Here is a 24,228-nt window from a genome sequence, read left to right as displayed (position 1 = left end):
GCCGGCGCTTCCCGCGCAAGCCGTGACGAACGATACCTAACGAACTGTTCCATGCCGGGGCAGTTTCGCCCAAGGGGGTGTGACGATGCGTGACTGTTCGACGAACCGTGCAGGATTTGACCGCGTGCTGATGGCCGTCGCGGCGACCTTCCTCACGGTGTCCGCGACCTCTGCACTGGCGGCGCAATCGACCACGCCGCGCGCCAGCGCCGCCGAGCTCGCGATCGACGCAGCAGTCCCCCGTCCCGAACCGGCCAACGTTCCGCCTCCGACCGCCGGCGACTTCAAGATGGACACCACGGCCACGGTGCCTGACGCCACAAAGCCGGCTGACCCCAGCCCCGCCGCAAAGGCAGCCGAGCCCAAACCCGCCGAGACCGTCACCGCACCTGCAGCCGTCACCACACCTGCAGCCAACGACGCCGCACCCGCCGCGCCGCCGGCGGCGACAGCTACCGCGCCGGCCGCCGAACCCGCCAAGGAGCCTGTGAAAGTCAGCACCGTCGCTCCAGCTGACCAGCCGGTCGCCGACCGCCTGCGCGACATGCTCGGCACCAAATCGCTACGCTACTTTGATCGCAAGAACGAGCGCGCGGCCGTCGAGAAGTTCTACACCGCACGCGACTACGCGCCGCAATTTACGCAGGCCGGCAAGTTGACCGACAGCGGCAAGGGCGTGATCGCCCGTTTGAAGGATGCGGCCTCCGAGGGCCTCAATCCGGCCGACTATCCGGTGCCGGAGTTTGCGGCCGCAGCGTCCCCGGACCAGCTCGCCGAAGCCGAACTGAAACTGACCGCGAGCATGCTCGACTATGCGCGGCAGGCCCAGAGCGGCCGGATGCACTGGTCGCAGGTCTCTGCCGACATCCAATATCCCGAACACCCGACCGACCCGGCCGAAGTGCTCGCCAACATCTCCACCGCCAAGGACGCTTCCGCGGCGCTCGACGGCTACAACCCGCCGCACAAGCTCTACAAGGAACTGAAGGCAAAGCTCGCCGAGCTGCGCGGCCAGGGCGACGGACCGATGATCCACATCGCCGAAGGTCCCGCGCTGGCGTTCAAGGCCGCCACCAAGAAGCAGGGTGAAGTCGCGCCGGAAGATCAGCGCGTGCCGCAACTGCGCGCCAAGCTCGGCGTCGAGAACCCCGACGATGCGCGCTACGACGCCAAGGTCGCAGCCGCCGTGCGCAAGTTCCAGGATCATGCCGACCTTAATCCGACCGGCGTGCTCGACGATCGCACCGTGAAGGCGATCAATAGCCCGAAGCGCGACCGGCAGATCGACACCGTACTCGTCAACATGGAGCGCTGGCGCTGGCTGCCGCGGCAGCTCGGGGCCTCCCCGCTCGGCAATGCCTATGTCATTCTCAACGTGCCCGACTTCACACTCAAGGTGATGCAGAACGGCGCGCAGGTCTGGACGACGCGGGTTGTGACCGGAAAGCCGGGCAAGCATGCGACGCCGATGCTCACGGAGACGATGAAGTTCATCACGGTCAACCCGACCTGGAACGTACCACCGTCGATCATCTACAACGAATATTTGCCGGCCCTGCAGCAGGATCCGACCGTGTTGCAACGCATGGGCCTGCGACTGGAGCGTAACCGCGACGGCAGCATCCACATTTCGCAGCCGCCGGGTGAAGCGAATGCGCTCGGCCGTGTCCGCTTCAACTTCCCGAACAAGTTCCTGGTGTATCAGCACGACACGCCGGACAAGCACCTGTTCGCCAAGGAAGAGCGTGCGTTCAGTCACGGCTGCATGCGGGTACAGAACCCGGATGTCTACGCGGCAACGCTGCTCAACATCACAATGCCGAACGAGCGCTACACGCCGGAAAAGATCCGCAGCATGTACGGCCGCAGCGAGATCGACCTGAAATTCCCGACGCCGATCCCGGTCAACATCACCTACCAGACCGCTTTCGTGGATGACGCCGGCAAGCTGCAGATCCGCAAGGATATCTACGGCCGCGACGCCGCGATGATCGGTCTGATGAAGAACGGCCGCAACAAGGATCTGGAGGCCATGGTCGCTCATGCGCAGCCGAGCTATTCGCGGCCGTCCGGCTCGAGCCTGCCGACTGGCGTCAACTTCGCCAGCGACAACACCTATTCCTCCGGCCCCTCCTTCTTCGAGCGCCTGTTCGGCGGCCCGTCGACCGCAACGCCGCCGGCCCCGGTCGGCCGCCGCCCGCAACAGCGGTTCACCAGGTAATCCGGAGGACTACTGCCCTGGGGCAGAATTTCCGAATGAAATCAACAATCTCTCCCACCGGGAGAGATTGTTTACGTTAACCATTGTCCACCCCGGACTGGCACCGGGCGCTTTTTTGCCACAGTCCGCGGGTTAGGTTAAGCATGGCTTGGGGGCGGGACGGTAAACCTCGGTTAACCATCCCGCTTTAAGAAAGCGTTCACCCTCTTTTGCCGGGGTCTGCAAAAGAAAACCGTGAACGCTCGTCGACTGGGTGGGCTTATACGTGCTGGCTGGTTTCGCGCGCCAATTCAATCCGCTTGCTTTGCCAAAAGCCGGATATCGGATCGGGCTAACTTCGCTGTTGCTGCTGGCAGGAGCGGGTTCGGTGCATGACGCGACGGCGCTGAACGAAACCCGCACCCTCTCCTTCCACCACACCCATTCCGACGAAGACCTCACCGTCACCTTCAAGCGCGACGGCCGTTACGACGAAGAGGCGCTGAAAAAGATCAATCACTTCCTCCGCGACTGGCGCAACCAGGACTCGACCACGATGGATCGGCATCTGTTCGATATCCTCTGGGAAGTCTACCGCGACGTCGACGGCAAGAAGCCGATCCAGATCATCTCCGCCTACCGCTCTCCCGCCACCAACGCCATGCTCCGCCGCCGCTCTTCCGGCGTGGCCCGCCATAGCCAGCACATGCTCGGCCACGCGATGGACTTCTACATTCCGGACGTGGCGCTGGAAAATATCCGCGCCGCCGGGCTCCGTCTGCAGCGCGGCGGCGTCGGCTTCTACCCGACCTCAGGCTCTCCGTTCGTCCACCTCGACACCGGCAGCATCCGTCACTGGCCGCGCATGACCTACGACCAGCTCGCCAGGGTGTTTCCGGATGGACGCACCGTCCACCAGTCCTCCAGCGGTCCGATGAAGGGCTATGAGCTGGCCCGCGCCGATATCGAGCGCCGCGGCAATGGCGACGATGCTGCAAGCTCCGGCAAGAAGCCGAGCCTGTTCGCGGCCCTGTTCCGGGGCGGCAAGTCGACCGAAGAGGATGACGAGGGCGCCAGCGCTCCGATCAAGAACGAGAAGTCCGCACCGGTCAGCGTGACGACTGCGAAATCCGCCGATCCGGTCCCGACGCCGCGCGCAAAGCCGGTCGGCTCGACCATTCAGCTGGCCTCGGCCGACGCACAGATCGTGTCGGCGACCAAAGCCAAGCCCGAGTCCAAGTCCGAGTCCAAGCCTGAAGCGAAACAGGCTGAGCAGGCTTCTGCCGAGCCGAAGCCGCAGACGCCGGCCGATATCATCAATTCCCGCGGCTTCTGGGACGACGTACCAAGGGCGGCGAACCAGGCTACCCCCGCCCAGGTCGCAGCGCTGCGCGCGCGCCAGGCGCTCGCCGCCGCCACCGATCCGCAGCCGACCGCCAGCGTCACGGAAGCGTTCAACAAAGCGATGGCCTACGCGCCGGCCGCGTCTCCGTCTTCGCCGGTTGATCGCGCCAACGTCGTCGCCGCCACCGCACCGGTCCCGCCGCGCCCCGCCCGTCCGGCGCGCAATGCCGGCGCCGCCGCCACCGAAATCAATACCGTGGTTGCCAAGGGCGCGCAGGGTCAGGACACCGTGGTCGCGACCTCGACCCGTCTCGCCGCCGCCCAGGGCAGCAGTATCTGGATGCGCGTGGTGATGCTGGCGCCGAGCGCGAGCAATGCAATGTCGACGACCGTGCTCGGCGACACCGAGATGACCCAGATGCGCAGCCACTTCGTCAAGCCGCAGGCCGCGATCGCCATGACCTTCTCGGAAGATCCGATGATGGGCATGACCTGCGACCGCTTCACGGGATCGGCGACCGCACAACTGCCGACGCAGTCGTTCGTGATGCGCACTGCCGCGCTGCGCTAAGCTTCAGACGTTATTGCCAACTCGTTGTCGTCCTCGCGAACGCGAGGACCCATAACCACGAATGCACGTTGCCGGAACACGCTGCGGCACCGACCCGATTCAACGCGGGCGTTTGTGGTTATGGGTCCCCCGATGTGCAATTGCACATCTGAGATCGCGCATCGCTTGTCCGGGACGACGAGAGAGTTCTGTGACGATCTAGCGCCTCACAGCATTCCCAGCGCCTGCATGTAGGTCTCCAGAATGGTCTCCTGCTCGGCGCGCTCATTGGCGTCCTGCTTGCGCATCCGCACGATGGTGCGCAGCACCTTGACGTCAAAACCGTTGCCCTTGGCTTCGGCATAGACGTCGCGGATGTCGTCGGAGATCGTCTTCTTTTCTTCTTCCAGACGCTCGATGCGCTCGATGATGGCCTTGAGCTGGTCTTTGGCGAATTTTGTCGCGGGCTCGTCCTGGACGGCGGCGGCGGCGGAGGTGGCCATCGGGTACTCCTGAGTGGAACTGAAGGGTGATGCTGAAAGATCAAGCGCCGCACGCGTTACCGCACGGCGCTTTTTACAGGATGACCCTCAAGATCGCCGCGCCTTGCGTCAAGGAAACATCGCGCTCATCCACAGCGCGCCCACAGGAAGGTACGGCACGCTGTTCCCTCGTCATGGCCGGGCTTGACGGAGGATTTAGTGGCAGATCACACGAGCGAATGAAAACGCATCAATGCCCGGGGTGAACCTTCTTCATCGCGGCCAATTGCTCCGGGGTGGCGGCGCCCTGATGTTTCGCCTTCCATTCCTCGTAGGGCATGCCGTAGACCGCCTCGCGGCTCTCGTCCTTGCTGACGGCAACCCCCTTGGCGTCGGCCTCTTCCTTCATCCAGTTGGACAGGCAGTTGCGGCAAAAGCCGGCCAGATTCATCAAATCGATGTTCTGAACGTCGGTACGGGCGCGCAGGTGGTCGACCAGGCGCCGGAAAACGGCGGCTTCCAGTTCCGTTCTGGTTTTGTCGTCGATCGTCATGGCCTTGGTCCTGGTCTTGGGTCCTGCGTCAGATGGAGCCGAGCATATTGATATCAGGTAGGAATTGTCACAGATTTTGCCATATCTGCGCGCAAAGGTGGGTATCGCACGTGGAGTCCCGGTTTCCCATAGCGCGGGAAAGGCGTGCCCGGCCGTTGACAGGTCCCGCCGGCTCACGCGAAATCGTCAATGATTTGATATAGCTTCGGTGCATGACCGCAAAAGATTCTCGCCGCTTGTCCTCCCTTTCCGCACGCATGACCGCCGGCCTGATGCCGATGCTCGCGTTGGCGGCGACATGCCTGTGGAGCAGTCCGGCGGCGGCCGATTTCCGGCTCTGCAACAACACTTCCAGCCGGGTCGGCATTGCGCTGGGCTACAAGGACGCCGAGGGCTGGACCACCGAGGGCTGGTGGAACGTGTCATCGCGCAGTTGCGAGACCCTGCTGCGCGGAACCCTTGTCGCCCGTTACTATTACATCTACGCGCTCGACTATGACCGCGGCGGCGAATGGTCGGGACAGGCCTTCATGTGTTCGCGTGACAAGGAATTCACCATCAAGGGCACCGAAAATTGCCTGGGCGCGCGGCTACGACCGCACCGGGTTCTTCGAGGTCGACACCGGCGAACAGCGAGCATGGACCGTGCAACTGACAGAAGCCAACGAGCAGCCCGCGCAGCGCGTGCCGGGAATTCCGGGAACGGTGGGACCGGGCAACCCCGGCGGGGTTCCCGGCCTGTCCAGTCCACCAAGCGGTCCGGGTCTGCCGCCAGCCGCGGCGCCCAAGCAATGAGGCGGCTCCGTCGCATCAAGATTCTCGCCACCCTCGGCCCGGCATCGTCGGACAGCGCGATGATCCGCAAACTGTTCGAGGCCGGTGCGGACGTATTCCGCATCAACATGAGCCATACGCCGCACGACAAGATGCGCGAGCTGGTCTCGACCATCCGCAATGTCGAGTCGAGCTATGGCCGGCCGATCGGCATCCTGGTCGACCTGCAGGGGCCTAAGCTGCGGCTCGGCGCGTTCGCCGAAGGCTCGACCCAGCTCAAGAACGGCCAGAGTTTTGTGCTCGATTCCGACAAGACGCCGGGCGACAACAACCGCGTGCAACTGCCGCATCCGGAAATCCTCGCAGCCCTTCGGCCGGGCCATGCGCTGCTGCTCGACGACGGCAAGGTGCGCCTGATCGCCGAGGAGACCTCGCCGGACCGCGCGGTGACGCGCGTGGTGATCGGCGGCAAGATGTCTGATCGCAAAGGCGTCAGCCTGCCCGATACCGACCTGCCGGTGTCGGCGATGACGCCAAAGGATCGCGCCGATCTCGAAGCAGCCCTTGTAACCGGGGTCGACTGGATCGCGCTCTCCTTCGTGCAGCGCGCCGAAGACGTCCACGAGGCCAAGCGGATGATCCGCGGCCGCGCCGCCGTGATGGCCAAGATCGAGAAGCCTCAGGCGATCGACCGGCTCGGTGAGATCATCGACGCCTCCGACGCGCTGATGGTGGCGCGCGGCGACCTCGGCGTCGAACTGCCGCTGGAGCGGGTGCCGAGCCTGCAGAAACAAATGACGCGGATGGCGCGCCGCGCTGGCAAGCCGGTGGTGATCGCAACGCAGATGCTGGAATCGATGATCCAGTCGCCGGTGCCGACGCGGGCCGAAGTCTCCGACGTCGCGACCGCCGTCTATGAAGGCGCCGACGCCATCATGCTGTCGGCTGAATCGGCCGCCGGCAAATTCCCGGTCGAGGCGGTCTCGACCATGAACCGCATCGGCGAGGAAGTGGAGCGCGACCCGACCTACCGCTCTGTGCTGATGGCGCAACGGCCTGAGCCTGAGAATACGGTCGGCGACGCCATCGCGGACGCTGCACGGCAGATCGCCGAGACGCTGGAATTGTCGGCGATCATCTGCTGGACCTCGTCGGGCTCGACCGCCATCCGCGTCGCGCGCGAGCGGCCGAAGCCGCCGGTGGTGGCGATCACGCCGAACCTGGCGACGGGCCGCAAATTGTCCGTCGTCTGGGGCGTGCATTGCGTGGTGGCCGAAGACGCCCACGACCAGGACGACATGGTCGATCGCGCCGGCTCGATCGCGTTCCGTGACGGCTTTGCCAATGCGGGCCAGCGCGTCATCATCGTCGCCGGCGTGCCGCTCGGCATCGCCGGCACCACCAACATGGTGCGCATCGCCAATGTCGAGCCGGAAGGCGGGGCGAAGAAGTGATGGCGTTCATTCCGGGGCGCGGGCAGGCGCGAACCCGGAAATGACGACGTCAGTTACTGCAGCATCGCGTCCAGCGTGATCTTCGTGTTCAGCAGTTTCGACACCGGGCAGCCGGCCTTGGCCTTGCCTGCAAGCTCCTCGAACGTCGCCTTGTCGGCGCCCGGGATCTTCGCATTCAGCACCAGATGAACCGAGGTGATGGCAAAACCATCGCCCTGCTTTTCCAGCGTGACGTCGGCCTTGGTCTCCATGTGTTCGGCGGTGAGCTTGGCTTCGCCCAAAATCAGCGACAGCGCCATCGTGAAGCAGGCGGCGTGCGCGGCGCCGATCAATTCTTCCGGATTGGAGCCGGGCTTGCCCTCGAAGCGGCTGGCGAAGCCGTAGGGGTAATCGTTGAGCGCGCCGCTCTTGGTCGAAATCGCGCCCTTGCCGTCCTTGATGCCGCCCTGCCATTTGGCGGATCCTGATGTCGTTGTCATCGCATGCTCCTGATCACGGTTGAACCGTCGATAAGCCGCAGCGTGGCAAATGGTTGCGACAAAGTCGTGTCGCCGACGGCAGAGGCTTTCTAAGCTCCCACCAGCGCTTTCGCCGGCAGCACCGCCTGCACGACGAGGCCGCGGGCGCGGGCATCCATCACGCCGACGGCGCGCAGCGCCAATAACGTGACGGTTTGCACGGCGTCGCGCAGCTTCGCGGGATCATCCAGGTTCTCGGGCGCCAGCGGGCCGACCAAGGATTCATGCAGCGCACCGAGCAGCGCGGTGGCGGCGAGCGCCGTATCCTGCGCCGGCAGATGGCCAGCGCGCACCGCGGCGTCGATTCTGGCTGCAATCTCGCCGGAGATTTCGCGGCGGCTGGCGAGCCGCGACGCCGAGACGTCGACATCGACAGGTTCGGCCAGAATGCCCCAGGCGAGCTTGCGCTGCGACAGCACATGCACGGCAACCGTGGTGACGGCGCCGGCGAGCGCCGAAGACGGCCCCGGCGCTGCATCCGCCGCGCGGCGGATCGCCGCCAGTTCGTCGCGCGACACCTCGGCGATCAGCTCGGAAATCAGCTCGGCCTTGGAGGGGAAGTAACGGTAGACGGTGCCGGCCGCGACATTGGCGCGGACTGCAACCGGGGCGATCTGCACCGCCGCCATGCCTCCCTCGGCCGCAGCGTCCCGCGCCGCCGCCAGGATGGCGCTACGCCGCGCCGCCAGCCGCTTTACGACCTGATGGGTTCGCCGATAGACCATGGCGTCTTCCGTCCCCGACGCGCCCTCGAGCCCCTGGGGCCCGCCAGAACGCGCGCACCTTCAATATCTTGAGCGACAGGCACACCCATCGCTTTGAAGAAGTGAACAACTATTCAGGCCCGATGACAAGACGGTTTGCAGCCTGGTTCGGGAGGATTTGCCGATAGGGTCTTCCAACCATTAACAGGCTCTCAACGCCGCCCGGCTAGCATGCGCCGGATTGGGCAGCCTCAGATTACTTCCCTCGCGCTCCAAATTGCGCTCGGCCCGAATCGGTGAGCGCCATCCAAACGGACGAGCCGTGTACACCTACGACGAAGCTGAGCGACCCTGGAGAACATTTCCCTTGTTGCGCCTTGCCGCGTTCCTGATGGGTGGCGTGCTGATCGGCACGATTGCCGGCGGAATGCTGACGCCGGGCGCCCGCCAGGCCGGCCTGGCTGGGCTTCCGCCGCCGCCGGCGCGCGTCGAACGGGCGTGCGGCCCCGTATCCGGCAAGACGGCCGTTATCGTCGTGCACGGCCAGAGCAACGCGGCCAACTACGGAAGCGCCCGACATGCGGCCCGCGAAGCCGTCGACAATTTCGATCCCGCGAGCGGCAAATGCTTTGCTGCAGTCGATCCCTTGCTGGGCACCGATGGCATCGGCGGAAGCTTTGCAACACGCCTCGGCGACATCCTGATCCAGGCCGGACGCTATGACCGCGTGATTTTCGTTCCCCTTGCCCGGGGCGGGGCATCGCTCGCCTTCCTGAACAGCGAGGGCGCCGAGTTGACGACCAATGGCATCGCGAAGCTGAAGGAAGCCGGGCTGACGCCGACGCATATTCTGTTTCAGCAGGGAGAAACGGATGCGGTATCGGCGACGACTGCCGAACAATATGCCTCGCTGTTGCATCAGCTGGTCAAGCGATTTCGCGCGGCCGGTTTCGATGCGCCCTTCTATCTGTCACGTAGCGCAAAATGCGACTACGTCGGGCCGAACAACGTTGCGGCGGTACGTGCCGGTCAACACTCCGCGGTCGATGAAGCTCTGAATATCCGCCCGGGGCCCGACACCGACACGATCGGAAATGAAGGCCGCAGCCCAGATGGCTGCCACATGAACGAGGCCGGCACGCTGGCGAATGCTGCCCTGTGGGCGGCGTTCATCAAATAGCGACCGCTGACTTTACGCCCCTGCCGCGACGAGTTTTGGCGCCGGCTGATGCTGCCACCACGATCCGGCGCGGCGCAGGATCAGCGCGGCCACGACCAGCGTGGCGCCAAGGCCCGTCGGAATGCCGGTGAACATGTAGCAACCGATGAGGGCGACGACGGCGCCCAGCGCCGGAAGCTCGTAGGCGCGAAAACCGCTCGTCAATCCGATGCGGACCAGGAAGGCGATCGGGATCGTCAGCACCATCATGTCGTACATGAAGAGATAGGGCGTGGTCAGCAGCGCTCCGGCGGCGAGCGCTGCGGCCTTCAGCGTGTAGGGCACGCGGCTTCGCCACATCAGCGCCAGCACCACGGCCACGGAGGCGGTGAGGACCCACTGGAACGCCCAGCCAAGCGGCTCGCTGCCGCCGAAGTAACGCACCAGCGAGAAGATGCTCTGCAGCTTCCACCATGGGGCCTTGCCTTCGGTCAGGAACGTCTGCGAGAATTTCGGCATCCAGTGGAAGAACGCCAGCCAGCTCTCGATGCCGAAGGCGAGCCAGGAAGCGGTGGCCAGCACGACAGCCGTGACGGCGGCGCTGATGAACACGCGCCAATGCCCGGCCGCGATCAGCGCGATCGGAAACAGCAGCCCGTATTGCGGCTTGTAGGTCAAAAGCCCGAGGCAGATGCCTGCCAGTACCGGCCGTATCGGGATCAGATAGAGCGTGCCGCCGATCAGGGCCGCGGTGAGGAATCCGTTCTGCCCGACCAGCGCATTGATGAACGCCATCGGAATGGCGAGCGCGAGCAGATAGCCGAAGGGGTGGCCGACGATCGCACGCATCGCGACCAGGAAGGGCAGAAAGCTGACCACGACCCAGCCGATATACGCGACCTGATAGGGAAGCTGCGCCAGCAAGGAAGCAATGAACAGGAATGGCGGCGGATAGTGCCAGGCAAAATAGCCGACAAAATCCTGCCCGAGTTTTGCGACCTCGACCTGCTTCTGGATGTCCCAGTCATAGGCCTGCGCCGGGAGGCCGTCGAGCACCAGTCGGCCGGCAGCCCAGACGTTGATGAAATCGGTCGGGATGCCGAGGCCGTTCGGATCGTATACCCACCAGTGTGAGAAATACGCCGACAGGCAAAGTGTCACGTTCGCAATCGCCAGCACCAGGCAGACCCTGATGAGCCACGGCGGAATCGAAGCTTGCTCGCCTGCGGGCTTGAAGGTGGAAAGAGAGGCGGTCATGCGCGGTCCTTGCCTGGGCGCACGCCTTCCCCGAAGGCGCACACCCCAAGCAATAGGCCGGACTGCATTGAGGAAATCTTAAGTTTTAGCGCGGCAACGGCGGGATTTTCTGTCGTCCCTGCGAACGCAGGGACCCATACCGCGTGATCTAACGATTTCGCGGGATGGGAGCCGTCATTCGTAACGACAAAAGCTGGTGGTTATGGGTCCCTGCTTTCGCAGGGACGACGGGCAGAGGGAGTAAGCCATCCCTACTCCCAGCTCAGCGCCCCGCCGTTCTGATATTCGATCACCCGCGTCTCGAAAAAATTCTTCTCCTTCTTCAGGTCCATCGCTTCCGACATCCAGGGAAACGGATTCTCGGTTTCGTCGAACACCCGCGCCAGGCCAAGCTGTGCGCAGCGGCGGTTGGCGATGAAGTGCATGTAGGTTTCGCACAGCGCCGCATTCAGGCCGAGGAAACCGTGCGGCATGGTGTCCCGCCCGTAGGCCGCTTCCAGTTCGGCCGCCTCACGCACCATGGCGCGGACTTCGTCCTGAAAGGCTTTGGTCCACAGATGCGGATTCTCGATCTTGATCTGGTTGATGACGTCGATGCCGAAGTTCAGATGAATCGATTCATCGCGCAGGATGTACTGGTACTGCTCGGCGATGCCCACCATCTTGTTGCGGCGGCCGAGCGAGAGGATCTGGGCGAACCCGGTATAGAACCACATGCCCTCGAAGATGACGTAGAAGGCGACGAGATCGCGCAGGAACGCCTGGTCGGCTTCCGGCGTACCGGTCTTGAAATCGGGATCGTCGAGATGCTGAGTGTGCTTCAACGCCCACGCCGCCTTGTCGGTGATCGACGGCACCTCGCGGTACATGTTGAACAGCTCGCCCTCGTCGAGGCCGAGGCTTTCGACGATGTACTGGAAGGTGTGGGTGTGAACGGCCTCCTCGAAGGACTGCCGCAGCAGATACTGCCGGCATTCCGGATTGGTCAAATGGCGGTAGATCGCCAGCACGATGTTGTTGGCGACAAGGCTTTCGGACGCCGCGAAGAAGCCGAGATTGCGCTTGATGGCGCGGCGCTCGTCCTCGGTGAGGCCGTCGCGCGATTTCCACAAAGCGATGTCGGCCTGCATCGAGACTTCGGTCGGCATCCAGTGATTGTTGCAGCCGGCGAGATACTTCTCCCACGCCCATTTGTATTTCAGCGGCAGCAACTGATTGACGTCGGCGCGGCAGTTGATCATCCGCTTGTCGTCCACGGACACCCTGCCGCCGCTTCGGTCGATGGCGCCGAGGCCGGCTTGATCGGCCGCAACGATGGTTTGCGCCACCAACGGAGGCGGCATCCGGAGCGAGGGCGCAGCGGGTTCTGACCAGTCGAGCATTGTTGTTTCCTTCTCTTCTTGTCTGCTTACTGGCAGGCTTCGCATTCGGGATTATCGATGGAACACGCGATTGCGCCGGACAGGTCAGGCGCCGTGATCGCTGATGGCACGATGATCGGCGCGCCCGCCGACATCAAAGGTGCGGCCGCAACGGCGTTGAGCTTGCCGTCGGTGCCCCGGAGCGTGGATTTTTCGACATGCGTCGCGCTGCGCGAACGCAAATAATAGGTCGTCTTCAGCCCACGCGCCCAGGCCAGCCGATAGAGCGCATCGAGCTTCTTGCCGCTAGGGTTGGCGATATAGAGGTTGAGCGACTGCGACTGGTCGATCCATTTCTGCCGCCGCGAGGCCGCCTCGATCAGCCAGGCGCTGTCGATCTCGAAGGCGGTGGCATAGAGCGCCTTGAGGTCGTCGGGAATGCGATCGATGGCGCCAACGCTGCCGTCGAAATATTTCAGGTCGTTGACCATCACCTCGTCCCACAGCCCGCGCGCCTTGAGGTCGCGCACCAAAAACTCGTTCACCACGGTGAAGTCGCCGGACATGTTGGATTTGACATAGAGGTTCTGGTAGGCGGGCTCGATCGACTGCGCCACGCCGCAGATGTTGGAAATGGTCGCCGTCGGCGCGATCGCCATCACGTTCGAATTGCGCATGCCTGATGATTTGACGCGCTCGCGCAAGTGATCCCAGTCAAGCGCCATGCCGCGGTCCATCGCGAGACCACCGCGGGCTTCCGCCAGCAGTTCGATCGAATCGATCGGCAAAATGCCCCGGCTCCACAGCGAGCCGTCGAACGACGGATAGCGCCCGCGCTCGGCGGCCAGATCGACCGAGGCCGAGATCGCATAGTAGGAGATCATCTCCATGCTGGTATCGGCGAAGGCAACAGCCGCATCGGAAGCCATCGCGATCCGCAACGCCTGCAGTGCATCCTGGAATCCCATCAGCCCGAGGCCGACCGGGCGGTGCCGCAGGTTCGAGCGGCGCGCTTCCGGGATGGTGTAGAAGTTTATGTCGATGACGTTGTCGAGCATCCGCATCGCAATGGCCACGCTGCGCTGCAACCGCGGCTCATCGAGCCGCCCTTCCCGCACATGGTTGAGCAGATTGATCGAGCCGAGATTGCAGACGGCGGTTTCGTCGTCGGAGGTATTGAGCGTGATCTCCGTGCAGAGATTCGAGGAATGGATCACGCCGGCATGGCGCTGCGGCGAGCGCAGATTGCAGGGATCCTTGAACGTGATCCAGGGATGCCCGGTCTCGAACAGCATGGTCAACATCTTGCGCCACAAATCCGTGGCGCGAACCTGCTTGAACACGCGGATTTCGCCGCGCGCCGCCTTCGCCTCATACGCCGCATAGCGCTCGGCGAAGGGCTGGCCGTAGAGGTCGTGCAGGTCGGGCGTCTCGTCCGGCGAGAACAGCGTCCATTCGCCATCGGCCTCGACGCGCTGCATGAACAGGTCAGGCACCCAGTTCGCGGTGTTCATGTCATGGGTGCGGCGGCGATCGTCGCCGGTGTTCTTGCGCAGGTCCAGAAATTCTTCGATGTCGATGTGCCAGGTTTCGAGATAGGCGCACACCGCACCCTTGCGCTTTCCGCCCTGGTTGACTGCGATGGCAGTGTCGTTGGCCACCTTCAGGAACGGCACCACGCCCTGGCTCTCGCCATTGGTACCCTTGATGTGGGCGCCGAGCCCGCGCACGCGGGTCCAGTCATTGCCCAGCCCGCCGGAATATTTCGCCAGCAGCGCGTTGTCCTTGACCGACTTGAAGATGCCGTCGAGATCGTCGGCAACGGTGGTGAGGAAGCAGGACGACAATTGCGGCCGCAGCGTTCCCGAGTTGAACAAGGTGGGCGTCGAAGCCATGAAGTCGAACGACGACAGCAGATCGTAGAACTCGATGGCGCGCGCCTCGCGGTCGATCTCTCGCACCGCAAGGCCCATGGCGACGCGCATGAAGAACGCCTGCGGCAGCTCGATGCGGTTGCCGCGTTCATGCAGGAAATAGCGGTCGTACAGCGTTTGCAGCCCCAAAAACTGAAACGCCAGATCGCGCTCCGGCTTCAGCGCCGCGGCCAGCTTCTTCAGGTCGAACCGCGCCAGATCGGGATCGAGCAGTTCGGCCTTGATGCCGGCCTTGACGTAGGCGGGAAAATATTCGCCGTAGCGCACCGCCATATCGGCCTGCGACGCACTGGTCGGCGCTCCAAGCACGAACGACAGCACCTCGGTGCGCAGCTTGTCGAGCAACAGCCGCGCGCTGACATAGGCATAGTTCGGCTCCTGCTCCACCAGCGTGCGCGCAGCCATCACCGACGCCAGCGCCAGTTCGCCCTCGCCGATGCCGTCATAGAGATTGCGCTGCGTCTCAGTGAGCACGGCAGCAGCGCTGGCGCCCTCTAGCCCGGCGCAGGCTTCTTCGATGATCAGCGTCAGGCGCTCGATATCGAGCGGGACCTGCACACCGCTGGCCAGGGTGACGCGCAGCGAAGGCTCCCCCGACGGTTGGGCGGCATTGGCCGCTTCCTGCCCGGCACGCTGCCGCGTGCGCTCCTCGCGATACAGCACATAGGCGCGCGCGACCTTGTGGTGCTCGCTGCGCATCAAGGCCAGTTCGACCTGATCCTGCACGTCCTCGATATGAAAGGTGCGGCCCTCGCTCATCCGGCGCGACAGCGCGCCGACAACTTCCGTGGTCAGTTGCTCGACGATTTCATGCACGCGGCGGGAGGCTGCTGCGCCATGCCCCTCGACGGCGAGAAACGCCTTGGTCATCGCGACCGAAACCTTGCTGGCGTCGAATTTCGAAACCGTGCCGTTGCGGCGGATCACCTGCATCGGCAGCGCGCCTTCCGGCGAAGCTGACGATTCGGTACGCAACGCAAGAAAGGGAGCGGCTTTGGCTTCGGGAGAAACGAGTTGAGAAGATTGCGACATCGGCAGACCCCGTAGTGTTGTTGGGGCTGGATGTCTTGGAGCGACGCTGCATTGGATGCCCGGCGCAAAGCACCGGCATGATTCTGCGAGCGACCGCCGGACACCCCGCCCGTGGACGTTTTTCGGTGTCGCGGCAGGTCTCCTGGCTCGCAGGTCAGCGTCGTGCCCGGTCTTCCCAATGCGTGGCCGCATCAGTGACGTGAAATCGGGAACAACTCACTGCTTACAGTTGCGGGGGCAGCGCCGGACTCGCGCGCGCTGGCGCGTTACACCGGCTTCCCTCTTAGCCACCAGCTGTTGAGGTCTGGCGGACCGTGACATCTACATGTGGTAGTATTCGCGAGAGAGTGTCAATGGGCCGTTAAGATCAATGCCCGCTATTCAAGAAAAAAATTATCCGACCGGTGGATGAGAAGCACGACAAGCTGATTCTTTCTCGGCCTGAAAGACGTTTTTCCCCGCTATCCCGGCCGCATCGGCTCATGAGGTCGCATACGGCGCGAATCGGGACCGCGTTTCGTCGATTCGCAAGGCGCGGCCGACCGGTGGAAACGCGCGTTGCGGACAATCCGGCCGTTCGCACACCTTGCAGCCCATGCCGATCGGCGTCGCCAGTGACGGATCGATCTTGAGGCCCTGCGAATAGACGATTCGCTCCGCATGGCGAACATCGCATCCGAGCGCGACCGCAAACGTCTTGGCGGGCGCGCCGTAGCCTCCTCGGCCGTGCGTCACCGTCCGGGCAACCCAGAGATAGGTTCGCTCATCGGGCATCCTTGCCAGCTGCGTCAGGATACGCCCGGGGCTGGCGAAGGCCTCATAAACGTTCCACAGCGGACACGTTCCGCCAACCCGGGAAAAATGGAAATCGGTCGCCGATTGGCGCTTCGATATGTTTCCGGCGCGATCGACGCGGATGAAGAAGAACGGCACGCCCCGCGCGTTGTGGCGCTGCAGGGTGCTCAGCCGGTGACAGATCGTTTCAAAACCCACGCCGAAGCGGTGACTGAGCAGTTCGATGTCGTAACGGCACCGCTCCGCCTCGTTGAGGAAGACGGAGTAAGGCAAAATCAGCGCACCGGCGAAATAGTTTGCAAGCCCGATCCGAGCAAGGCCGCGCGCTTCGTCGCTGGTCAACTTTGCCTTGTCGACGATTGCATGGATCGCCTCGTCCAGTTCCAGAATGGCGATCTGCGTCGCGAGCTGAAACGCCTGCTGGCCCGGATCAAGGCCAGGCGACAGACGTAGCGTTCGGGTGCGACCATCGAACAGGCGCTGCGTTCCCGATCCGGGTTCGTCGATCGCATCGATCAGGACAGTCACGCCGTGCCGGCTTTCCAGATACGACACCAGGCCTGGCGTCATCCGCCCGATCGGCAATTCCATGCGGCTGGCGATCGCTTCCGCCGCATCGTCGAGCTCGGCAATGTAGTTGTGCTGCAGATAGAAGAAGTCGCGGACTTCCTCGAACGGCGTGGAGGGCAGCACCGCCGCCGCGGCCTGACGGTCCTCGCCGAGCCGCGCGGAGATAGCCGCATATTGCTCGGCGGCGTGACGATATTTCCGGTTGAGATTGACCAGCGCGCGCCCGACTGCGGGCATGTTCTGCGCGAGTTCGCGAAGTTCAGCGACGGCGATCGTTTCACCCAGTGAAGGGTCCGCGAGCGCTTCGCGAAGGTCCGAGATCAAGCGCGCCTCGTCGCCCTCGGCGAACGACTGCACGTCGAGGCCGAATACCGAATTGAGCGCCAGCAGCACCGGCAGGGTGAGCGGCCGCTGATTGTTTTCCAGCTGGTTGAGATAGCTCAGGGAGATCCCGAGTTTGCCAGCAAGCGCTGCCTGCGTCAGGCGCTGCTCCTCCCGCAGCCTCTTCAACCGCACGCCCATGAAGGTCTTTTTCATCGCACCACCTTTGCAAACTTTGCAAATCAGCCGTTTTTTCTTCGCAAGACTATGCTTTTTCAGCCATTTCGAGAGCGCATGTTTGTAGATATTGCGAAGTCGTGAGGAAATAACAAGTCGGGCGGAGCAGGAAAATGCACTCAGCGGCGTCGCCAAACCTCCATCCCGTCGAAACCCGGTTCGTGGAGATGGTGTTTCCGGAGCAGGCCAATCACTACGGCACGCTGTTCGGCGGCCATGCCCTGAGCCTGATGGGCAAGGCGGCATTCGTCTCGGCGACGCGGCACGCGCGCCAGAGCGTCGTGATGGCAACCTCGGACAGAATCGAATTTCACGAGCCCGTCCATGTCGGCGAACTCATCGAGCTCGTTGCCCAGGTCGTGCGCGTCGGCCGCAGCTCCATGACGGTCGCGGTCGACATGATCCGCGAAGACCTGATCAGCGGCAGACGGAAATCCGCGGTGCGCGGAACGTTCGAGATGGTCGCGGTGAATGAATTCGGCCGGCCGGTCCCGATCACGCAATCAACCATGACCGACCCCATCCAGAAGGAAGCTGCGTCTTGAAACAGCATAGCGTTCGTACGTTCAAATCGGCCGATCATCTGCCGCGCGCAGGCCAACTGGCATGGAAGATCGCCGAGGTCGCTGCCGATCCCGTCGCGGTCGAGAGCGACGTGGTGGAGATGCTGGGCAACCGCATCATCGACAACGCCGCCGTTGCCGCAGCCTCGGTGGCGCGGCGTCCCGTTGCCAGCGCGCGAGCGCAAGCCGAGGCGCATCCTCACCAGCCGGGATCAACCGTGTTCGGGCTGGCACGGTCGCAGCGGACATCACCGGAATGGGCCGCCTGGGCCAACGGCGTCGCCGTCCGCGAGCTCGATTTCCACGACACGTTCCTTGCCGCGGACTATTCACATCCCGGTGACAACATTCCGCCGGTGCTGGCTGTGGCCCAGCACTGCGGGCTGACGGGCGCGGACCTCGTTCGCGGACTGGCTGCGGCCTACGAAATCCAGGTCGATCTCGTGAAAGGCATCTGCCTGCACGAGCACAAGATCGATCACATCGCCCATCTCGGCCCGTCCGCCGCCGCCGGGATCGGCGCGCTGCTCGGCTTGCCTGCCGAGACGATCTATCAGGCCGTTCAGCAGGCGCTCCACGTCACCACGACCACGCGGCAATCGCGCAAGGGCGAGATTTCAAGCTGGAAGGCCTATGCGCCGGCCTTCGCCGGCAAGATGGCGATCGAGTCCGTCGATCGCGTGATGCGCGGCGAAGGCGCGCCGTCCCCGGCCTATGAAGGCGAGGACGGCTTTATTGCCTGGCTGCTCGGCGGCCCCAGCGCGGAATACACGGTGCCGCTGCCGGAGAAGGGCGAACCCAAGCGCGCCATTCTCGACACCTATACCAAGGAGCATTCGGCCGAATACCAAAGCCAGGCCCTGATCGACCTGGCGCGCCGGCTGGGGCCGAAGATCGGCGATCTCTCGAAAATCGAAAGCATCGTCATCCACACCAGCCACCACACCCACTATGTCATCGGCACCGGCGCCAACGACCCGCAGAAGATGGACCCGACGGCGAGCCGCGAGACGCTCGACCATTCGATCATGTATATTTTCGCGGTCGCGCTCGAAGACGGCAGCTGGCATCACGAGCGATCCTATGCCCCCGAGCGCGCGGGCCGCGAAACCACGATCGCGCTATGGCGCAAGATCTCGACGGTCGAAGACCTCGCATGGACCCGCCGCTACCACAGCCACGATCCGAAGGAAAAAGCGTTCGGCGGCCGCGTGATCGTGAAGCTGAAGGGCGGCTCCATCATCAGCGACGAAATTGCGCTGGCTGACGCACATCCGCTCGGCGCCCGCCCGTTTAGGCGGACGGACTACATCCGGAAATTCCGCAACCTGGCGGAAGGCGTGATCAGCGCGGCCGAGCAGGATCGCTTCATCGCGACGGTCGAGAGATTGCCCTCGCTCAAGGCAGGTGAACTGACCGACCTCACCTTCACGGTCGATCCGAAATCACTCGGAGCGACATCGACGCACGGCATCTTCGACTGGCGTGACACGGCCCCGGTTGCGATCCAGCGCGCCGCCGGCAATCGATAGGAGATTGAGATGACGGACATCAAGCCCGCCCCGAAGAAATCGGTCGCCCTGTCAGGCGTGATCGCCGGCGACACCGCGCTATGCACGGTCGGCCGCACCGGAAACGACCTGCATTATCGCGGCTACGACATCCTCGATGTCGCCGAAACCTGCGAGTTCGAGGAAATCGCCTATCTCCTGGTTCACGGCAGCCTGCCCACTTTGGCCGAGCTCAAAAACTACAAGGCCAAGCTGAAGGCGCTGCGCGGGTTACCTTCGGCGGTGTTGCAGACGCTGGAATTGCTGCCCGCCGCCGCACATCCGATGGACGTCTTGAGGAGCGGCGTCTCCGCGCTCGGCTGCATCCTTCCCGAGGCCCATGACCACAATCAGCCCGGCGCGCGCGACATTGCCGACCGGCTGATGGCCTCGCTTGGATCGATGCTGCTCTACTGGCACCACTACGCCCACCACGGCCGCCGGATCGACGTCGAAACCGACGACGATTCGATCGGCTCGCATTTCCTGCATCTGCTCCATGGCAGGAAGCCGTCGCCATCGCACGAGCGCGCGATGCATACCTCACTGATCCTCTATGCCGAGCACGAGTATAACGCCTCGACGTTCACCGCGCGCTCGATCGCGGGCACCGGCTCGGACCTCTATTCCGCCATCACCGGCGCGATCGGCGCGCTGCGCGGGCCCAAGCATGGCGGCGCCAACGAGATCGCGTTCGAAGTGCAAAAACGTTACGGCAACACGGAAGAAGCGGAGGCCGATATCCGCCGGCGCGTCGCGGCCAGGGAAGTCGTGATCGGCTTCGGCCACCCGGTCTACACCATCGCCGACCCGCGCAACAAGGTGATCAAGGAAGTCGCGCGCCGCCTCAGCATTGAAAGCGAGAGCACCCGGATGTTCGAAATCGCCGACCGGATCGAGGCCGTGATGGCCGATGCCAAGAAGATGTTCGCCAATCTCGACTGGTTCAGCGCGGTCTCCTACCACGCGATGGGGGTGCCGACCGCGATGTTCACACCGCTGTTCGTGATTTCCCGAACATCCGGATGGGCGGCGCATGTGATGGAACAGCGCGTCAACAACAAGATCATACGCCCGGCCGCGAATTACATCGGCCCGGAGAATCTGAAGTTCGTGCCGCTGCAGGAGCGTGGCAAGGCTGCGATCGCCCCGCGCGCCGCGTAAGGACGTAATAATGGTATATCTCCTGGGTACTGATGCGGCCGACAGGCCGGCCGGGGTTCGCTTCCGCGATCTCCTGGACAGACCGGGCATTCTCCGGATGCCCGGCGCGCACAACGGAATGGCCGCGTTGCAGGCCCGGGACGCGGGCTTTCCCGCGCTCTATCTGTCGGGCGCGGCGATGACGGCTTCGATGGGCCTGCCGGACCTCGGCATCATCACGATCGAGGAAGTCGCCTTCTTCATCCGCCAGGTGGCACGCGCCAGCGGCCTGCCGCTGCTGGTCGATGGCGACACCGGCTATGGCGAAGCGCTCAATGTCATGAACATGGTGCGCACCTTCGAGGATGCCGGTGCTGCGGCCGTTCACATCGAGGACCAGCTGCTTCCGAAAAAATGCGGTCATCTCAACGACAAGAAGCTGGCGGATGCGCGCGACATGGCCGCCAAGGTCGCCGCCGCCGCCAAGGCGCGGCGTCATCTCTATCTGATCGCGAGAACCGATGCCGCGGCGAGCGAAGGCATGGATGGTGCGGTAGCGCGTGCAAAACTCTATCTGGAAGCGGGAGCGGACGCGATCTTCCCGGAAGCGATGATTTCGCGCGAGATGTTCGAGGAGTTCGCCAGGCGCGTTCCCGGCGTTCCACTGCTGGCGAACATGACCGAGTTCGGCAAGACGCCGTTCTTCACCGCGTCTGAGTTCGAGGCCATGGGCTATCGCATGGTGATTTGGCCGGTGTCATCGCTGCGCGTTGCCAACAAGGCGCAGCAAGATCTATTCAACACGATCAGGCGCGACGGTGGCACCCACGCGATGCTGGACCGGATGCAGACGCGCGCCGAACTCTACGAGACTATCGGGCTTCACGAATATGAAGCCCTGGACGCCTCCATCGTCAGAACCATTCTTCCTGAAGGAGGCCGCAGAACTGAGTAACTTGGATGTTCGGCCCAACGGCATCGATCGGGAGCGATGGGTAGCTTCCCACTCCGGGCTCGATTGACCGGGATTGCCGTTGATCCTAACTGAGACCGTCGTGGTTCTTCGGGCTCGTTCGGCCCGAAGCTAAGAGGGAAGCCGGTGCGAAGCCGGAGCTGCCCCCGCAACTGTAAGCGGCGAGCCGCTGTCCAACAAAGTCACTGAGACCACGATTGGTTTCGGGAAGGCCGGACAGCAGCATTGACCCGTGAGCCAGGAGACCTGCCTCGACAACATACACGTCCACGGGCGGGGTGTCCCGGTGGTGCGGTTGCGATTCCGCGCGCGCTTCCCGCCGTACGCGGAATCCAGACGTGTCACTTCGGCCTTTGCCCCCAACTTTTGGGGTTAAGCCATGTCTACTTCTTCACTTCCTGTTGCAACGCTCGGAACGCCGCGGATCGGACCCCGCCGCGAACTCAAAATGGCGCTGGAAAGCTTTTGGTCCGGTAAATCCAGCGAGCAGGCGCTCCGCGACACAGCCACCGGGCTTCGAGCCGCAAACTGGGCGCGCCAGAAATCGCTTGGCGTCACCGTTATCCCGTCCAACGACTTTTCAATGTACGACCAGGTTCTCGACACCAGCGTGATGGTCGGCGCAATACCGGAAGTATATGGCTGGAAAGGCGGCGAGGTCTCGCTTTCCACCTATTTCGCGATGGCGCGCGGCGCAGAAGGTGCCGGCCATGACGAAAGCTGCGGGCATGCCCATCATGAACACGGGTCGTCGCATGGCGCGCCCGCACAGGAAATGACCAAGTGGTTCGACACCAACTATCATTATATGGTGCCGGAGTTCGGCAAAGGGCAAACCTTCAAGCTCTCTTCGCGCAAGCCTATTGAAGAGTATGAGGAAGCGAGGAGCCTCGGCTATCAGACGCGCCCGGTTCTGGTCGGTCCGGTCACCTTCCTGAAGCTTGGCAAGAGCTCCGATCCGACGCTCGATCCGCTGTCGCTGCTCGACGCGTTGTTGCCGGTCTATATCGAGGTTCTGGAAAAGCTCGCGAAAAGCGGCGCCGAATGGGTGCAGCTCGATGAACCCTGTTTGGTTCTCGATCTGAACGATACTGCGCGGCAGGCGCTGCAGCGTGCTTACGCGGCGTTTGCAAAGGCGTTGCCCTCGCTCAAAATCATGCTGACGACGTATTTTGGTGGGCTCGGCGACAATCTGGAAACCGCATTGGCGCTTCCTGTTGCCGGCCTCCACATCGACCTCGTTCGCGCGCCGGACCAACTGAACGACGTCATCTCCCGTGCACCGAAGAATCTGATTGTCTCGCTCGGGGCCATCGATGGCCGCAACGTCTGGCGGGCGAACCTCGCTGCCTCGATTGAACGGCTCAAGCCGGCAATTGCCGACCTGGGAGCCAGCCGGGTCCAGATCGCGCCGTCATGCTCGCTGCTCCACGTTCCGATTGATCTCGAACTGGAAGCCGATCTCGATCCTGACGTGAAAAGCTGGCTTGCTTTCTCTGTGCAGAAGATCAGGGAACTCGCCGTGCTCGGCCAGGCGCTCGCCGGTAACAGCGAAAAGGTCGCTGACGCGCTGGCAGCGTCGGAAGCCGCAGCCATCGCCCGCGAGACATCGCCAAAGATTCACAGTGCGAGCGTTGCCCGGCGCATGGCCGCAATCGACGAAACGATGTGCCGACGTAACAGCATATTCACCAAGCGGGCCGGCGTGCAGCGATCACGGTTCGCTCTGCCCGCATTCCCCACCACGACGATCGGCTCTTTCCCGCAAACCGCCGAGGTTCGCAATGCGCGGGCGGCGCACGGCAAGGGCACGATGAGCGACGCGCAATACGAACAATTCCTGAAGGAAGAGACGGCGCACGCCGTTCGCTGGCAGGAGGAAATCGGTCTCGACGTGCTTGTGCACGGCGAGTTCGAACGCAACGATATGGTGCAGTATTTCGGTGAGCAACTGTCAGGTTTCACCTTCACCAGGCACGGTTGGGTGCAGTCCTACGGTTCACGTTACGTCAGGCCACCGATCCTGTTCGGGGACGTCTCTCGTCCCGAGCCAATGACGGTCGAGTGGTGGCGTTACGCCCAGTCCCTGACAAAGAAGCCGATGAAGGCGATGCTCACCGGACCGGTGACCATTTTGAACTGGTCGTTTGTGCGCAACGATATCCCACGCAGCCAGACCTGCCGGCAGATCGCGCTGGCGATCAGGGACGAAGTCACCGACCTCGAAAGGGCCGGAGCGAAAATGATCCAGATCGACGAGGCGGCCTTGCGTGAAGGCCTGCCGCTGCGGAAGTCACAATGGAAAACCTATCTCGACTGGGCCGTCGAGAGCTTTCGCATCTGTTCGAGCGGGGTGGCCGACGAAACCCAGATCCACACCCATATGTGCTACTCCGAGTTCAACGACATCATCGATGCGATCGGCGCCATGGATGCGGACGTGATTTCGATCGAAACGTCGCGCTCCAAGATGGAACTGCTGGACGCCTTCAAGACCTACAAATACCCCAACGAGATCGGGCCCGGCGTCTATGACATCCATTCGCCGCGCGTTCCCGGGGTCAGCGAGATGGCGGAGCTTCTCTCGCTGGCGCGACAACGGCTGACAGATGCACAACTCTGGATCAATCCGGATTGCGGGCTGAAAACCCGTAAATGGGAGGAGGTCCGCCCGGCTCTCGTCAACATGGTCGCCGCGGCGCGTGAAATGAGGGCCGCATCCTGAGCAAATCCGGAGTGCGCGGCTTTGCCGCG

General features: G+C 63.4%; 17 protein-coding genes, 1 pseudogene and 2 riboswitches. Of the genes and pseudogenes, 10 read left to right on the top strand and 8 right to left on the bottom strand.

All coding sequences use genetic code 11. From position 1 onward, the window contains the following. Positions 1-85 precede the first annotated feature (85 nt). Both ACVWVY_RS11370 and ACVWVY_RS11365 read left to right on the top strand, forming a co-directional pair. Positions 86-2,221, top strand: coding sequence for a L,D-transpeptidase family protein (locus tag ACVWVY_RS11370; protein ID WP_456626459.1), 2,136 nt, complete (start codon positions 86-88; stop codon positions 2,219-2,221). 253 nt (positions 2,222-2,474) lie between these two features. Further along, positions 2,475-4,115, top strand: a complete 1,641-nt coding sequence (locus ACVWVY_RS11365; protein WP_456626458.1) for a DUF882 domain-containing protein — start codon at positions 2,475-2,477, stop codon at positions 4,113-4,115. 206 nt (positions 4,116-4,321) lie between these two features. Here the strand turns inward: ACVWVY_RS11365 and ACVWVY_RS11360 are convergent, their stop codons facing one another. Both ACVWVY_RS11360 and ACVWVY_RS11355 read right to left on the bottom strand, forming a co-directional pair. After that, positions 4,322-4,597 (bottom strand): DUF2312 domain-containing protein, encoded by a 276-nt coding sequence (locus ACVWVY_RS11360; RefSeq protein ID WP_214490606.1) that lies wholly within the window; start codon positions 4,595-4,597, stop codon positions 4,322-4,324. Positions 4,598-4,826: 229 nt separating this feature from the next. Continuing rightward, complete coding sequence (locus ACVWVY_RS11355; protein ID WP_456626457.1) at positions 4,827-5,129, bottom strand: DUF1244 domain-containing protein; 303 nt, start codon at positions 5,127-5,129, stop codon at positions 4,827-4,829. Positions 5,130-5,341: 212 nt separating this feature from the next. On the opposite strand from ACVWVY_RS11355, the pseudogene ACVWVY_RS11350 reads away from it, so the two are divergent. After that, positions 5,342-5,924 (top strand): annotated as a pseudogene (locus ACVWVY_RS11350) (DUF1036 domain-containing protein). Continuing rightward, a complete protein-coding gene (pyk, locus tag ACVWVY_RS11345) occupies positions 5,921-7,357 on the top strand; it encodes a pyruvate kinase (protein WP_456626456.1) in 1,437 nt (478 codons plus the stop codon). Before ACVWVY_RS11350 ends, pyk begins: the two are co-directional and overlap by 4 nt. A gap of 53 nt (positions 7,358-7,410) precedes the next feature. Here pyk and ACVWVY_RS11340 read toward each other — a convergent pair whose 3' ends face one another. Together ACVWVY_RS11340 and ACVWVY_RS11335 are read right to left on the bottom strand one after the other, a co-directional pair. Further along, on the bottom strand, positions 7,411-7,836 hold the full coding sequence (locus tag ACVWVY_RS11340; RefSeq protein ID WP_456626455.1) for an OsmC family protein: 426 nt from the start codon (positions 7,834-7,836) through the stop codon (positions 7,411-7,413). Positions 7,837-7,925: 89 nt separating this feature from the next. Continuing rightward, positions 7,926-8,600: a helix-turn-helix domain-containing protein gene (locus ACVWVY_RS11335; RefSeq protein ID WP_456626454.1), complete on the bottom strand. Its 675-nt coding sequence runs from the start codon at positions 8,598-8,600 to the stop codon at positions 7,926-7,928. Positions 8,601-8,946: 346 nt separating this feature from the next. Here ACVWVY_RS11335 and ACVWVY_RS11330 point away from each other — a divergent pair, with 346 nt between their 5' ends. After that, positions 8,947-9,759, top strand: a complete 813-nt coding sequence (locus ACVWVY_RS11330) for a sialate O-acetylesterase (protein WP_456626453.1) — start codon at positions 8,947-8,949, stop codon at positions 9,757-9,759. 12 nt (positions 9,760-9,771) lie between these two features. On the opposite strand, the gene ACVWVY_RS11325 is transcribed toward ACVWVY_RS11330, so the two are convergent. The 4 genes from ACVWVY_RS11325 to ACVWVY_RS11310 all read right to left on the bottom strand — a co-directional run bounded on the left by ACVWVY_RS11325 (position 9,772) and on the right by ACVWVY_RS11310 (position 17,224). Then, complete coding sequence (locus ACVWVY_RS11325; protein WP_456626452.1) at positions 9,772-10,995, bottom strand: glycosyltransferase family 87 protein; 1,224 nt, start codon at positions 10,993-10,995, stop codon at positions 9,772-9,774. A gap of 251 nt (positions 10,996-11,246) precedes the next feature. Further along, entirely contained in the window at positions 11,247-12,377 is a 1,131-nt protein-coding gene (locus ACVWVY_RS11320) for a ribonucleotide-diphosphate reductase subunit beta (RefSeq protein WP_456626451.1), read from the bottom strand. 26 nt (positions 12,378-12,403) lie between these two features. Further along, positions 12,404-15,322: a ribonucleoside-diphosphate reductase subunit alpha gene (locus ACVWVY_RS11315; protein ID WP_456626450.1), complete on the bottom strand. Its 2,919-nt coding sequence runs from the start codon at positions 15,320-15,322 to the stop codon at positions 12,404-12,406. Positions 15,323-15,437: 115 nt separating this feature from the next. Then, positions 15,438-15,654: riboswitch (cobalamin riboswitch) on the bottom strand. A gap of 148 nt (positions 15,655-15,802) precedes the next feature. Further along, complete coding sequence (locus ACVWVY_RS11310; RefSeq protein ID WP_456626449.1) at positions 15,803-17,224, bottom strand: short-chain fatty acyl-CoA regulator family protein; 1,422 nt, start codon at positions 17,222-17,224, stop codon at positions 15,803-15,805. A gap of 134 nt (positions 17,225-17,358) precedes the next feature. Here ACVWVY_RS11310 and ACVWVY_RS11305 point away from each other — a divergent pair, with 134 nt between their 5' ends. From ACVWVY_RS11305 to metE, 5 genes are all read left to right on the top strand, one after another. Then, positions 17,359-17,790 (top strand): acyl-CoA thioesterase, encoded by a 432-nt coding sequence (locus tag ACVWVY_RS11305; RefSeq protein ID WP_456626448.1) that lies wholly within the window; start codon positions 17,359-17,361, stop codon positions 17,788-17,790. Further along, entirely contained in the window at positions 17,787-19,340 is a 1,554-nt protein-coding gene (locus ACVWVY_RS11300; RefSeq protein ID WP_456626447.1) for an MmgE/PrpD family protein, read from the top strand. The genes ACVWVY_RS11305 and ACVWVY_RS11300 overlap by 4 nt, the downstream gene beginning before the upstream one ends. Before the next feature lie 9 nt (positions 19,341-19,349). Further along, positions 19,350-20,522, top strand: coding sequence for a bifunctional 2-methylcitrate synthase/citrate synthase (gene prpC, locus ACVWVY_RS11295; RefSeq protein WP_456626446.1), 1,173 nt, complete (start codon positions 19,350-19,352; stop codon positions 20,520-20,522). Positions 20,523-20,532: 10 nt separating this feature from the next. Beyond that, positions 20,533-21,456 carry a methylisocitrate lyase gene (prpB, locus tag ACVWVY_RS11290; RefSeq protein WP_456626445.1) on the top strand — a complete coding sequence of 308 codons (924 nt, stop codon included), beginning with the start codon at positions 20,533-20,535 and terminating at the stop codon, positions 21,454-21,456. An 84-nt stretch (positions 21,457-21,540) separates the two neighbouring features. Further along, positions 21,541-21,742, top strand: a riboswitch (cobalamin riboswitch). Positions 21,743-21,853: 111 nt separating this feature from the next. Beyond that, positions 21,854-24,199 (top strand): 5-methyltetrahydropteroyltriglutamate--homocysteine S-methyltransferase, encoded by a 2,346-nt coding sequence (gene metE, locus ACVWVY_RS11285; protein ID WP_456626444.1) that lies wholly within the window; start codon positions 21,854-21,856, stop codon positions 24,197-24,199. Positions 24,200-24,228: the final 29 nt, after the last annotated feature.

It is taken from the genome of Bradyrhizobium sp. URHC0002 (assembly GCF_054059515.1).
The sequence above is the reverse complement of the archived record's forward strand: the minus strand, read 5'-3'. Positions and strand labels throughout refer to the sequence as shown.

Coding starts and splice junctions, on each gene's coding strand:
- ACVWVY_RS11370 (WP_456626459.1), top strand. CDS start 86: ATGCGTGACTGTTCGACGAACCGTGCAGGATTTGACCGCGTGCTGATG.
- ACVWVY_RS11360 (WP_214490606.1), bottom strand. CDS start 4,597: ATGGCCACCTCCGCCGCCGCCGCCGTCCAGGACGAGCCCGCGACAAAA.
- ACVWVY_RS11355 (WP_456626457.1), bottom strand. CDS start 5,129: ATGACGATCGACGACAAAACCAGAACGGAACTGGAAGCCGCCGTTTTC.
- pyk (WP_456626456.1), top strand. CDS start 5,921: ATGAGGCGGCTCCGTCGCATCAAGATTCTCGCCACCCTCGGCCCGGCA.
- ACVWVY_RS11340 (WP_456626455.1), bottom strand. CDS start 7,836: ATGACAACGACATCAGGATCCGCCAAATGGCAGGGCGGCATCAAGGAC.
- ACVWVY_RS11335 (WP_456626454.1), bottom strand. CDS start 8,600: ATGGTCTATCGGCGAACCCATCAGGTCGTAAAGCGGCTGGCGGCGCGG.
- ACVWVY_RS11325 (WP_456626452.1), bottom strand. CDS start 10,995: ATGACCGCCTCTCTTTCCACCTTCAAGCCCGCAGGCGAGCAAGCTTCG.
- ACVWVY_RS11320 (WP_456626451.1), bottom strand. CDS start 12,377: ATGCTCGACTGGTCAGAACCCGCTGCGCCCTCGCTCCGGATGCCGCCT.
- ACVWVY_RS11315 (WP_456626450.1), bottom strand. CDS start 15,322: ATGTCGCAATCTTCTCAACTCGTTTCTCCCGAAGCCAAAGCCGCTCCC.
- ACVWVY_RS11310 (WP_456626449.1), bottom strand. CDS start 17,224: ATGAAAAAGACCTTCATGGGCGTGCGGTTGAAGAGGCTGCGGGAGGAG.
- ACVWVY_RS11305 (WP_456626448.1), top strand. CDS start 17,359: ATGCACTCAGCGGCGTCGCCAAACCTCCATCCCGTCGAAACCCGGTTC.
- prpC (WP_456626446.1), top strand. CDS start 19,350: ATGACGGACATCAAGCCCGCCCCGAAGAAATCGGTCGCCCTGTCAGGC.
- prpB (WP_456626445.1), top strand. CDS start 20,533: ATGGTATATCTCCTGGGTACTGATGCGGCCGACAGGCCGGCCGGGGTT.
- metE (WP_456626444.1), top strand. CDS start 21,854: ATGTCTACTTCTTCACTTCCTGTTGCAACGCTCGGAACGCCGCGGATC.